This is a genomic window from Bacillus sp. M5A3_1b, from assembly GCF_053345335.1.
Genome location: NZ_JBKEZY010000003.1, coordinates 253341 through 266491, shown reverse-complemented (window position 1 = coordinate 266491; position 13151 = coordinate 253341). Strand labels below are relative to the sequence as shown.

12 protein-coding genes are annotated in these 13151 nt (G+C 36.5%); 10 read left to right on the top strand and 2 right to left on the bottom strand.

What is annotated here, in order from left to right:
- Positions 1-23: 23 nt before the first annotated feature.
- Both ACLBWW_RS11090 and ACLBWW_RS11085 read right to left on the bottom strand, forming a co-directional pair.
- Complete coding sequence (locus ACLBWW_RS11090) at positions 24-1157, bottom strand: LCP family protein (RefSeq protein WP_447614033.1); 1134 nt, start codon at positions 1155-1157, stop codon at positions 24-26.
- Between the two features lie 74 nt (positions 1158-1231).
- On the bottom strand, positions 1232-1867 hold the full coding sequence (locus ACLBWW_RS11085) for a YigZ family protein (protein WP_447614032.1): 636 nt from the start codon (positions 1865-1867) through the stop codon (positions 1232-1234).
- A 239-nt stretch (positions 1868-2106) separates the two neighbouring features.
- Here ACLBWW_RS11085 and ACLBWW_RS11080 point away from each other — a divergent pair, with 239 nt between their 5' ends.
- The 10 genes from ACLBWW_RS11080 (at position 2107) to cccB (ending at position 13147) form a co-directional block, all read left to right on the top strand.
- On the top strand, positions 2107-2949 hold the full coding sequence (locus ACLBWW_RS11080) for a DegV family protein (protein WP_048542527.1): 843 nt from the start codon (positions 2107-2109) through the stop codon (positions 2947-2949).
- Between the two features lie 172 nt (positions 2950-3121).
- Positions 3122-3436 (top strand): winged helix-turn-helix transcriptional regulator, encoded by a 315-nt coding sequence (locus ACLBWW_RS11075; protein ID WP_000400858.1) that lies wholly within the window; start codon positions 3122-3124, stop codon positions 3434-3436.
- A gap of 146 nt (positions 3437-3582) precedes the next feature.
- A complete protein-coding gene (locus ACLBWW_RS11070; protein ID WP_098047356.1) occupies positions 3583-4992 on the top strand; it encodes a C40 family peptidase in 1410 nt (469 codons plus the stop codon).
- A 127-nt stretch (positions 4993-5119) separates the two neighbouring features.
- Positions 5120-6469: an ATP-dependent helicase ComFA gene (gene comFA / locus ACLBWW_RS11065; RefSeq protein WP_098131607.1), complete on the top strand. Its 1350-nt coding sequence runs from the start codon at positions 5120-5122 to the stop codon at positions 6467-6469.
- Entirely contained in the window at positions 6469-7173 is a 705-nt protein-coding gene (locus ACLBWW_RS11060) for a ComF family protein (protein WP_098068800.1), read from the top strand. The genes comFA and ACLBWW_RS11060 overlap by 1 nt, the downstream gene beginning before the upstream one ends.
- A gap of 126 nt (positions 7174-7299) precedes the next feature.
- Positions 7300-7497: a cold shock protein CspC gene (cspC, locus tag ACLBWW_RS11055; protein WP_001990088.1), complete on the top strand. Its 198-nt coding sequence runs from the start codon at positions 7300-7302 to the stop codon at positions 7495-7497.
- Between the two features lie 320 nt (positions 7498-7817).
- A complete protein-coding gene (gene hpf, locus ACLBWW_RS11050; protein WP_000671189.1) occupies positions 7818-8360 on the top strand; it encodes a ribosome hibernation-promoting factor, HPF/YfiA family in 543 nt (180 codons plus the stop codon).
- A gap of 274 nt (positions 8361-8634) precedes the next feature.
- A complete protein-coding gene (gene secA, locus ACLBWW_RS11045) occupies positions 8635-11142 on the top strand; it encodes a preprotein translocase subunit SecA (RefSeq protein ID WP_048542521.1) in 2508 nt (835 codons plus the stop codon).
- Between the two features lie 144 nt (positions 11143-11286).
- Positions 11287-12385 (top strand): peptide chain release factor 2 gene (prfB, locus tag ACLBWW_RS11040; RefSeq protein WP_097908205.1). Its coding sequence is split into 2 segments (ribosomal slippage): positions 11287-11358 and positions 11360-12385, totalling 1098 coding nucleotides; the frame shifts between segments, so codons are not numbered across the junction.
- Positions 12386-12823: 438 nt separating this feature from the next.
- Positions 12824-13147: a cytochrome c551 gene (cccB, locus tag ACLBWW_RS11035; protein WP_000727965.1), complete on the top strand. Its 324-nt coding sequence runs from the start codon at positions 12824-12826 to the stop codon at positions 13145-13147.
- Positions 13148-13151 lie beyond the last annotated feature (4 nt).

Genomic DNA, 13151 nt, shown 5'->3' with positions numbered 1-13151 from the left:
CATATGTGATTTGGCTCTTTTTGTTATTGCTGATTTCTCATAATCCACTCTGCATGAGCATTCGTAGAAGGAGGTGGTTCAGTTGGTGTTTTTTTCTGATTCTGATTCGTTTCTTTCTTTGCCTTTTCGTCAGAGTTAGAATTTGAAGAATAGTTTGATTCGGTTTTTGTAGTTGGATTTTCTTGAGTGTTTGCTGTTTCTCCTAATTCTTTTTTAATTTCGTTACGTACTGTCTCTACACCGATTGGATCTGGAAGGAAGTAATAAATACCACCTATTTTTTTGTCTTCTCCTTCAAGTTTGAACGTTTGCATTGTAGAAGGATCAAATCCAGATAGTTTATTGTAAAGAGCCAGTCCGTCTGAAATAGGAATGTCAGTTTTTATATATTTTCCAACGACTGCTGTTAAATCTTTAATTTTAAATACGGTAGAGGCTGAATTTAGTTTTTGAGCAACAGCGGCTAGTAATTGTCTTTGTCTAGCGGCCCGACCATAATCGCCGTTTGGATCCTGCTTTCGCATACGTACGTATGCGAGTGCTTCTTCCCCATTTAAGTCTTGTTGTCCTTGCTTAAATTCGATTTTTTTGTAGTAATCCACGTCTGAACGCTCCCAAAAATCGAAGGGGACATCAACAGTAACACCGCCAACAGCATCAACAATTCCTTTAAAGCCTTGGAAATCAATTTTAATATAATGGTCTACAGGAACTTTTAGAAAACCTTCGATAGTTTTGATTGCCATTTCTTCTCCGCCGTAAGCGTGCGCAGCGTTAATTTTGTCTTCTTTGTTCTTACCAACAATTGGAACGCGACTATCACGAGGGATACTCATAAGCGAAATCTTTTTAGTTTTAGGATTGACGGTCGCAAACATTAATGAATCTGTACGACCGTTTTGACCGTCCGTTGCATAATCTTCTATACCCATAATGAGGAGTGTAAAAGGCTCCTTTGTAATTTCTACATCTTCGGTTCTCAAGTCCGATTTTTGACGAGTAAAACCACTATACATCCCCATGAGAGAAGAGTAGGAATTTAATATATAAAGTCCTACACCACCAAATAAAAATACGAAAATAAGGAAGTAGAAAAACTTTCTTCTTCGTTTCTTTTTTATTCTGCTATTTTGGAGATGATAATAACGTTCTTCCATATATAATCTCCTTAGTTCATTTGTAGGAAAGTAATTCACTACATTAATCTTTAAAGTTGAGGATGTAGTTATTCTTAGATAACATCTTGTTCTAAGTACAACATATCTCCTTCTGTAATTGTACATTTCCCATTTGTTAACTCAATCATCCAATCTGTGAATGCTTGTTTTCCGTCTTCTTCTACATACGTATCAAATGTGACATTTTCGAGATAATGTATATCTTTAATGGCATATTTCGAATTACGTAATTCATTTTCAATTTTGCCAAGTAATGTGTAATCAATTTCGGTCTGCATAACCCGAATTAGTTTTCGCTGAACAACACCGACATGATTAATGCCTCCGCTTGTACATTTTCCATATGCGCGAATTAATCCACCTGCGCCAAGTTTGATGCCACCAAAATAACGTGTAACGACAACGACGGTATCTTTTAAATCGCGTTTTTTTAGTACCTCTAACATAGGTACGCCAGCTGTACCGCTAGGTTCTCCATCATCATTTGCTTTTTGGATTTGATCTTGTTCGCCAATCAAATACGCAGAACAATTATGTGTGGCATTCCAATTTTGTTTTTTTATTTTTTGTATAAATTCTTGAGCTTCTGCTTCGGTTGTAGCTCTGCTAACATAACAAATAAATCTTGATTTTTGAATGACAATTTCGTGCTCACCGTAGTCTTTGATTGTTAAATATTGTAATAACACTCGTATACGCCCCTATCTACCAAAATGACTAGTACTTTACATTTTAAAAGCGAGCGTTTTTATATTCAAACATTTTTTATAAATAAGTTGAAATTTTTGGTGAGTATTTCAACTTTTTGTTGTAATTTGTCGAGATGGTAAGTATTATTTCAAATCGGCATTTTTATGTATGGATGCACCATTTTTAGTTTTCGTGTAAACTTAGGGAATAAAAACTTTTTTATAAGGCAGGTACGCAAATGAAAACAGCTATTGTTACTGATAGTACAGCATATATACCGAAGCATATTCGTGATGAACTCAATATATATATGATTCCATTAAACGTTGTGTTTGGAACGGAATCTTATCAAGAAGAAGCTGAAATTTCAGTAGATGATTTCTATGTAAAAGTACGTGAGCAAGAAGAACTTCCGAAAACTTCTCAGCCAGCAATCGGAAAGTTTGTTGAGTTATTTGAAGAACTATCTAAGGATTATGATGCGGTTATTAGCATTCATCTTTCAAGTGGGATTAGTGGTACATATCAAACGGCAACGACAGCCGGGCAAATGGTAGAGGGTATTGATGTATATACGTACGACTCTGAAATTAGTTGTGAAGTACAAGGATTCTATGTACGTGAAGGGGCAAAATTAGCAAGTGAAGGAAAAGATCCGAAAGAGATCGTTGCCCGTTTTGATGAAATGAAGGAAACGATGGACGCTTATTTTGTAGTGGATGATTTACATCATTTACAACGTGGAGGACGATTAAATAGTGCACAAGCTTTCATTGGTAGTTTGTTACAAGTGAAGCCAGTTTTATATTTTAGAGATAAAATCATTATTCCATTTGAAAAGATTCGTACACGTAAAAAAGCGTTAAAACGAATTGTTGAAATTTTTGATGAGCAAGCAAGTCAAGGTGTACCTATGGAAGCAGTTATCATTCATGCACAACGTGAAGAGGAAGCGAATGAATGGAAGGCAGAATTAGAAGCAAAATATCCCCATGTTACAATCCGCACAGGTTATTTCGGTGCTGTAATTGGTACGCATTTAGGCGAAGGTGCACTAGGACTTGGATGGTATACGAAGTAATAAGATATAAAAAGCTCTCTTTTTGAAGAGGGTTTTTTTACGGATATTTTACGTGTAGTTGACAAGTTAATATTTGGAAATGTTAAAATGTACGTAAAATAAAATAATGAGGAAAGTTTTATAACTTACTTTTTACAAGAAACTATATTATAATAGAAGAGAGGTGAAACATATGGAGCATAATTCTTGTTTATGTCCAAAGTTTGAGTCAGCTTTTACTTTGCTTAGTAAAAAATGGACTGGCTTAATTATTAAATCTTTGCTTGAAGAGTCAAAACGTTTTAGAGAAATCGCAGATATTATACCGAATATGAGCGATCGTATGTTATCAGAGCGTTTAAAGGAATTGGAAAGTGAAGGCATTGTAGTTCGTAATGTTTATCCAGAAGTACCAGTTCGAATCGAGTACGGCTTAACTGAAAAAGGGAAAGCATTAGAAAGTGTTATGGATGAAGTCCAAAATTGGGCTGAGAAATGGATGAAATAACGTTTTGATTTCATTCGTATTAGTGTATTTAACAAAACGTAAGGGAAACCTTGCGTTTTTTCTTTGCTTATAAAATGCTTTTAAAATTCTACACGTATATACAAAAATATGCATATTTTGCGATAGAGTTACATATAATATTACATTTGTTTTACAATAGCGTAACATTAGCAAAAAAAATCCCGAATTATGGTATAAATTTTATAGGTTATATACGGAAAAAGACAAAAGAAAGCGGTGTAAAAAATAAAATGAAAAAGCTAAAAATGGCATCTTGCGCATTAGTTGCAGGGTTAATGTTTTCAGGACTAACACCAAATGTATTTGCAGAAGATAAAATTTCTGACGTGAAATCACAAATTAATACACAAAATGACACTTTACATAAACAACAACAAGAACGTGATGTATTACAAAAGCAAATGAATGACTTAAACAAAACAATTCAAGGTTTGGATAAATCTGTTCAAGAGAATGCTTCAAAACTTGATGAAACAACGAAAAAAGTTGCGGATACTGAGCAATTAATCGAAAATAAAAATAAAGATATTGCAGAACTACAAACGAAAATTGCAAAACGTGAAGAGTTATTAAGAAAACGTTTAGTTGCACTTCAAGAGCAACCAAACACGAACGTTGTAACAGAAGTTCTTGTAAACTCTAAAAACGTTGCAGATTTAGTTGATCGTTTAACTTCTGTTTCTAAAATTCTTGAGTCTGACGAAGATATCATGAAAACACAACAAGAAGACCAAGCGAACGTGAAAAAAGATGTTGAAACGGTAAAAACAAAGCAAAAAGAATTAAAAGAAGCACAAGCTCAAATTGAAACTGCTAAGAAAGAACTTGACGCTGAAAAAGCGAAAAAAGCAACAGCAGTAAACGATTTAAGCGGTAAAATGGACACAGTTGTAACTTCAATGACAAGTACGGAAAGTCAATTGAAAGATCTTGAAAAACAAGCACTGCAATTACAACGTATTGCTGAACAAGAAGCACAAGAGAAAGCGGCACAAGAAGCTGCTGCTCAAAAACAAGCAGAACAAGCTGCTAAAGATGCGCAAGCGCCCACAGCACAAGCACCTGCAGCACAAACTACACCAGCAAACAATGGTGGACAAGCTCAAAAAGAAGAGTCTAAAAAGGAAGAACCTAAAAAAGAAGAGCCTAAGCCAGAAACGAAAAAACCAGAGCCAGCACCAACTCCAAATGCGGGTGGCGTAATTGGTAAAGCACAAGGTTACTTAGGCTTACCATATGTTTGGGGAAGTGCATCTCCATCAAACGGTGGTTTTGACTGTAGTGGATTTATTTCTTACATCTATGGTGTAGGACGTCAAGACGTTGCAGGTTACTGGAATTCAGTTTCTAAAGTAAGTAGCCCACAACCTGGAGATTTAGTATTCTTCCAAGGTACTTATAAACCAGGTCCATCTCACATCGGTATTTACGTTGGGAATGGCCAAATGATTCATGCTGGTGATAAAGGGATTGCTTACGCTAGCTTAAGCAGTAGTTATAACCAAAAACATTTCTTAGGTTACGGAAGATTATAGGATTACAATTCAATAAAAAAACGTGTATAAAGTCGATAGCTTACTATTTTATAAGTAGGTTATCGGCTTTTTTGAGTTTTTACGAGATTATGAGAAAGGTTTATAGTAGTGCTGGAGGTGGTTGCTGATGTTAGCAGGGAAACAGTTACTATTAGAGGAACTCTCTTCAGATTTACGGGATACATTACAAGATTTGAAAAAGAAGCGGAAGGTCGTATGTGTACAAGGTGTAAAAAAGAAAGCTTCTAAATATATGTGTCAGCGCTGCGGAAATATAGAGCAGCGACTATTTGCGTCATTTTTATGTAAAAGGTGCAGTAAAGTATGTACGTATTGCCGGAAGTGTATAACGATGGGGAGGGTAAGTGAATGTGCTGTACTCGTTCGTGGAATCGCTGAAAGAAAAGGAGAAAAAGGTTTAAATTCGTTACAGTGGAATGGGGCCTTGTCTACTGGTCAGGAGTTGGCTGCGCAAGGTGTTATAGAAGCTATTAAGCAGAAAGAATCTTTTTTTATTTGGGCTGTGTGCGGGGCTGGAAAAACTGAAATGCTATTTTACGGTATTGAAGAGGCACTTCAAAAAGGAGAAAGAGTTTGTATCGCAACACCAAGAACAGATGTTGTACTGGAATTAGCACCGAGATTACAAGAAGTGTTTCCACATATAAATGTAGCTGCTTTATACGGAGGGAGTGTAGACCGGGAAAAAGATGCAGCGTTAGTCGTTGCAACGACTCATCAACTGTTACGTTACTATAGAGCGTTTCATGTCATGGTTGTAGATGAGATCGATGCCTTCCCGTATTATGCAGATCAAATGTTACAGTATGCAGTGCAACAAGCGATGAAAGAGAAAGCGGCGCGTATTTATTTAACGGCAACTCCCGATGAAAAGTGGAAACATAATTTCAGAAGTGGTAAACAAAAAGGTATCATTGTCTCTGGACGATACCATCGTCATCCGTTACCAGTTCCTCTATTTTGCTGGTGCGGAAATTGGAAGAAAAGTCTCCACCATAAAAGAATTCCTCGAGTGTTACTACAATGGTTAAAAATGTACGTAAGCAAAAAGTATCCCATTTTTTTATTTGTTCCTCATGTGCGATATATAGAAGAATTGAGCCTGATATTGAAAACGTTGGATCCTAGAATCGATGGTGTACATGCAGAAGATCCGATGAGAAAAGAAAAAGTAGTAGCTTTCAGAAAGGGAGAAATTCCGTTATTAGTTACAACGACAATTTTAGAGAGAGGAGTAACTGTGAAGAATTTACAAGTTGCGGTGTTAGGGGCGGAAGAAGAAATCTTTTCAGAAAGTGCGCTCGTACAAATTGCCGGCCGAGCAGGTCGCAGTTTTGAAGAACCTTATGGCGAGGTCGTTTATTTTCATTGCGGTAAGACAGAGGCGATGGTACGCGCGAAAAGGCATATTCAAAGTATGAACAAAAAGGCGAAAGAACAAGGATTAATCGATTAATGCATTGTCTACTTTGCGATGAGTATATGTTGGAAACAGTTAGTTGGTACACCTTCTTTGTAAAGTCTCGCAAAAAATATATATGTGATGGGTGTGAGCGGAAACTTTCCTATATTATAGGAGAGATTTGCATGGAGTGTGGGCGACCTTTAGAGGACTTGCCTTCCGAATATAAAGAAAATGATATTTGTATGGATTGCGTAAGGTGGATAAATGAGGAGAATTATCGTCCTTTTAAAAATCGTTCTTTGCACGTGTACGATGATGAGATGAAAGAAATATTAACACAGTTTAAGTTTCGGGGGGATGCGGAGTTGGTTCATATTTTTCATCGATCGTTTCGAGAGCTATTTCAAAAGCATTTTACGAGCGTTTCAAGTGTTATTGCTGTTCCGCTTAGTAGGGAACGGGAATATGAACGTGGTTTTAATCAGGCAGAGTTATTAGCAGCATGTTTACCTGTCAAAATTTCTTATCCCTCATTAAGAAGAAGGGAAACAGAAAAGCAAAGTAAGAAGACACGTAAAGAAAGGCTTTCGGGAAGTAATCCTTTTTATTTTCAGGGAGAAGATATGTTTCATAATCAACATATCTTACTCGTTGATGATGTATATACGACAGGAATTACAGTTAGACAAATTGGAAGTCTTTTATACGATAGAGGAGCAAGGGAAGTTTCTAGTTTGACGCTTTGTAGAAGTTGATCTGTAACTGTCGAAAGGGATAATAAAAAGACGATAAGTCTTCTTTGACTTCGTAAGTTGTCATTCGTTATAGTCAAAGTATGGGGCGAATGCCCTGATTTTTAGAGTGAAGGGAATGGAATGAACATGCAAGGAAGAGTGAAATGGTTCAATGCAGAAAAGGGATTTGGGTTTATTGAGCGTGAAGATGGTGATGATGTATTTGTTCATTTTTCTGCTATTCAACAAGATGGATATAAGTCATTAGAAGAAGGGCAACAAGTTGAGTTTGACATTGTAGATGGAGCACGTGGACCACAAGCAGCTAATGTTGTAAAATTGTAGGAATATTGTTTTTGGGAAGAGAGAGCTGCGTTTGTGGCAACGTTATATATATGGTAGAACCTCTTGTTTTTTGCAAGGGGTTTTTGTTATGAATCAAGTTGTCAAAAAGTTGTTTCTTTTCTGTAACGAATTGTCCACAGTTATATTCGTTATTCACGATGTTAATAGGATAAAATAAAGATAGAAACGATGCATCTTTTCATTTCAACAAAAAACGATAAAAAAATCGCAATTCCACTAATTTTTTTAAAAAAGTTAGAAGGAGTTTTTAAGCCAATGTCGAAATTATAGTACATAGGCTTGAAAGGAGGAATTCATCTATGAAATTCAACATTCGTGGTGAAAATATTGAAGTAACTCCAGCATTAAAGGAATATGTAGAGAAAAAACTAAGTAAGTTAGAGCGTTATTTTGATACATTCCCAGAGATTAAAGTTAATTTAAAAGTATACTCTGACAAGCAACGTGTCGAGGTAACAATTCCATTTACTGATTTATTACTTCGTGCAGAAGAAACTAATAGCGATATGTACGCTGCTATCGATTTAGTAGTTGATAAACTTGAGCGACAAATTCGTAAACATAAAACAAAGGTAAATCGTAAGTTACGTGAGAAAGGTTCTATGAAAACGAACTTTATCCTTCCAGAAGCAGTAGCTGTTCTGGATGCGGTAGAAGAGGATGAATTAGAACTTGTACGTACAAAACGATTTGATTTAAAACCGATGGACGTTGAAGAAGCGATCCTACAAATGGATATGCTAGGACATAATTTCTTCGTCTTCACAAATGCTGATACAAATGAAACTAATGTTGTATACGGCCGTAAAGATGGGAAATATGGTTTAATCGAAACTAAATAATAATTCAAAAGCGCAGCCGAAATGGCTGCGCTTTTTTTGCTGAAAATAGATTTTTTTAAAAATTTTTCTTAATTTAGAACGAGACATTCGGCCGATTGTTGTCATAGTTATAAGACAAGTGTTACAATTATCATTAGGTATATACATTTTAGTTTTTTTAATTAGGAGAAAAATTGGCATAACATACATTTGATTTTTATAACGACTGATTGTAATAGAAAAAGAAAAAACAATCGGAAGTTTTATTTTAATAAAAAAGAGGAGCGTATTTCCTATGATCGGTATTTTAAAAAAGGTATTTGATGTAAATCAACGCCAAATTAAACGTATGCAGAAGACAGTTGAACAAATTGATGCATTAGAATCATCTATTAAGCCACTAACAGATGAGCAATTAAAAGGAAAGACGCTTGAATTTAAAGAACGTTTAACAAAAGGTGAGACAGTAGATGATCTACTTCCTGAAGCTTTTGCAGTTGTTCGCGAAGCTGCGACGCGTGTTCTTGGAATGCGTCCGTATGGCGTGCAGTTAATGGGTGGTATTGCCTTACATGAAGGGAATATCTCTGAGATGAAAACGGGTGAAGGTAAAACGTTAACATCTACATTACCTGTATATTTAAATGCTTTAACAGGAAAAGGTGTTCACGTTGTTACAGTCAATGAATACTTAGCACAACGTGATGCGAGCGAAATGGGACAACTTCATGAGTTCCTAGGCTTAACAGTAGGAATTAACTTAAACAGCATGTCACGCGAAGAGAAACAAGAGGCTTATGCTGCTGATATTACGTATAGCACAAATAATGAGCTTGGATTCGATTACTTACGTGACAACATGGTTTTATATAGAGAACAGTGCGTTCAGCGTCCACTTCATTTTGCTATTATCGATGAAGTCGATTCTATTTTAGTCGATGAAGCACGTACACCGCTTATTATTTCGGGACAAGCTCAAAAATCAACAGAGTTATACATGTTTGCAAATGCATTCGTTCGTACATTAGAAAATGAAAAAGAGTATTCATTTGATGTGAAAACGAAAAATGTAATGTTAACTGAAGATGGTATTACGAAAGCAGAGAAAGCTTTCCATATTGAAAACTTATTCGATTTAAAACATGTCGCACTTCTTCACCATATTAATCAGGCACTTCGTGCACACGTTGTCATGCACCTTGATACAGATTATGTTGTACAAGAAGGCGAAATCGTAATTGTAGACCAATTCACTGGTCGTCTTATGAAAGGTCGTCGTTATAGCGAAGGTTTGCACCAAGCTATTGAAGCAAAAGAAGGCGTAGAAATTCAAAATGAAAGTATGACACTCGCAACAATTACGTTCCAGAACTATTTCCGTATGTATGAAAAGTTATCTGGTATGACTGGTACAGCGAAAACGGAAGAAGAAGAATTCCGTAGTATTTACAATATGAATGTTATCGTAATTCCAACGAACAAAGATATTATTCGTGATGACCGTGCTGATTTAATCTTCAAATCAATGGAAGGCAAATTCAATGCAGTTGTTGAGGATATTGTAAATCGTCATAAACAAGGGCAACCTATTCTTGTTGGTACAGTTGCAATTGAAACGTCAGAGCTTATTTCAAAAATGTTAACACGTAAAGGTGTACGCCATAACATTTTAAACGCGAAAAACCATGCGCGTGAAGCAGATATCATTGCAGAAGCTGGTATGAAAGGTGCTGTAACGATTGCGACGAATATGGCTGGTCGTGGTACGGATATTAAGCTTGGAGACGATATTAAAAACGTTGGTCTAGCAGTTATCGGTACAGAGCGTCACGAAAGCCGTCGTATTGATAATCAGTTACGTGGTCGTGCTGGTCGTCAAGGGGACCCTGGTGTAACGCAGTTCTACTTGTCTATGGAAGATGAACTAATGCGCCGATTCGGTTCTGACAATATGAAAGCGATGATGGATCGTCTTGGTATGGATGATTCACAGCCGATTGAAAGTAAAATGGTTTCTCGTGCGGTAGAATCTGCACAAAAACGTGTAGAAGGAAATAACTATGATGCACGTAAGCAGTTACTGCAGTACGATGATGTACTTCGTCAGCAACGTGAAGTTATTTACAAACAGCGTCAAGAAGTAATGGATTCTGAGAACTTACGCAGTATTATTGAAGGTATGATGAAATCTACAGTAGAACGTGCTGTTGCGCTTCATACACAAGAGGAAATTGAAGAAGATTGGAACATTAAAGGTCTTGTTGACTACTTAAATGCCAACCTTCTGCAAGAAGGCGATATAAAAGAAGAAGAGTTACGTCGTCTTGCTCCAGAGGAAATGAGCGAGCCAATTATCGCGAAATTAATAGAGCGTTACAACGACAAAGAAAAGCTTCTGCCAGAAGAGCAAATGCGTGAGTTCGAAAAAGTTGTTGTATTCCGTGTAGTAGATACGAAATGGACAGAGCATATTGATGCGATGGATCATCTTCGTGAAGGTATTCATTTACGTGCTTACGGTCAAATTGATCCACTTCGTGAGTATCAAATGGAAGGATTCGCAATGTTCGAGTCAATGATTGCTTCTATTGAAGAGGAAATTTCTCGTTACATTATGAAAGCTGAAATTGAACAAAACTTAGAGCGTCAAGAAGTTGTTCAAGGTGAAGCTGTTCATCCATCTAGCGATGGCGAAGAAGCGAAGAAAAAACCAGTTGTAAAAGGTGACCAAGTAGGCCGCAACGATTTATGTAAATGTGGTAGCGGTAAAAAATATAAAAACTGCTGTGGTATCGGGAAGTAATACAGGGCGGTAGCCCAGATTACTTTGCAAAATTTTACATTAAAAATGTATAATTAAGAAAGATTAAACTCTCTCCGTCATAAGTGGAGAGAGTTTCCCTTGTTTTCATAAGAAAGTAACAGCAATTACATAGAGGTGAAGGAAATGGAATTAGTAGAAATTAGACAAGAATTAGAGAAAATGGCTAAGCGATTAGCGGCTTTTAGGGGGTCTCTTTGACCTTCCTACTAAGGAGAAACAAATTGCAGATTTAGAAGAGACAATGATGGGTGCAGGATTTTGGGATGACCAACAAGGCGCACAAGCTGTAATTAACGAAGCTAATGCACTGAAAGAGATGGTTGGAAAGTTCCGTCAGTTAGATGAGACGTTTGAAAATTTAGAAATCACGCATGAGCTTTTAAAAGAAGAGTATGATGAAGATTTACATGAGGAGCTTGAATCAGAAGTGAAGGGTTTAATTCAAGAAATGAATGAGTATGAGCTTCAGTTACTACTAAGCGATCCTTATGATAAAAATAACGCTATTTTAGAATTACACCCAGGTGCTGGTGGAACAGAGTCACAAGACTGGGGTTCTATGTTATTACGTATGTACACACGTTGGGCTGAAAAACGTGGGTTTAAAGTAGAAACGGTTGACTACTTACCAGGTGATGAAGCAGGTATTAAGAGTGTTACTTTATTAATTAAAGGTCATAACGCTTACGGTTATTTAAAGGCAGAGAAAGGTGTACACCGTCTTGTACGTATTTCGCCATTCGATTCTTCAGGCCGTCGTCATACATCGTTTGTATCTTGTGAAGTTGTACCTGAGTTCAATGATGAAGTTGAAATCGAAATACGTTCAGAAGACTTAAAAGTTGATACGTACCGTGCAAGTGGTGCAGGTGGACAGCATATTAATACGACAGACTCAGCAGTTCGTATTACACATACACCAACAAACACAGTTGTAACATGTCAGTCAGAGCGTTCACAAATTAAAAACCGTGAGCACGCGATGAAAATGTTAAAAGCGAAATTATACCAAAAGAAATTAGAAGAGCAACAAGCGGAGTTAGATGAAATTCGCGGTGAACAAAAAGAAATCGGATGGGGTAGCCAAATTCGTTCTTACGTATTCCACCCGTATTCTCTTGTGAAAGACCACCGTACAAATACAGAGGTTGGTAACGTACAAGCAGTTATGGATGGAGAAATTGATCCATTTATTGATGCTTACTTACGTTCTCGCATCTAATAAGCGAAAAAAAGCCAACAAAGTTGTCGGCGTATGCTGAGGATAATCGAGGATATAAAGAATTTGATTTTATTTCTATAGATGAAATAAAGAGGAAGAGAAGTTGGAAACGACAACTTCTCTTTTTGATGAGATTATATGTAGCATACAATGTTGTATATTGTATTGTAAAAAGTAGAGAATAGTAAAACAGAGCGGCAATAGAGTAAGACTTGAACAGAACTTTTCTGATTTTCTGTTCAACAAGAATTCTTTATAGAAGTTTTTACGTTGTTCACAGAATTGAAACAAATTATGAAAGCTTTATATTATCAGGGTTCTTACTGTATTTTTGAAAAATATGAAATATACCTTAGTTTTTCTATATAAAGATAATGCTTATAATGAAAATGAGTGTGTTAGGAATGAAAAGAATATCAACAATGGGGAGCGATAGAAGTGAAAAAGAAATTGTTGGCTATTGCGTTAGGAACATCAGTCGTTTTTGCTTTAGGAGCATGTGGAAATAAAGAAGAGAGTAAGCCTTCGAAACAATCTGCAAGCACAGATAGCGCAGAGCAAATTTACCAAAAAAGCTGTATAGGTTGTCATGCGAAAGATTTATCGGGAGCAACTGGACCGGATTTACGAAAAGTGGGACAGAAATATGATGCAGCAGAGATTGAAAAGATTATTGAAAAAGGTCGCGGTTCCATGTCACCAGGAATCATTCAAGGTGAGGATGCGAAAAAAGTAGCTGAGTGGTTAGCTGAACATAAATAAAAAA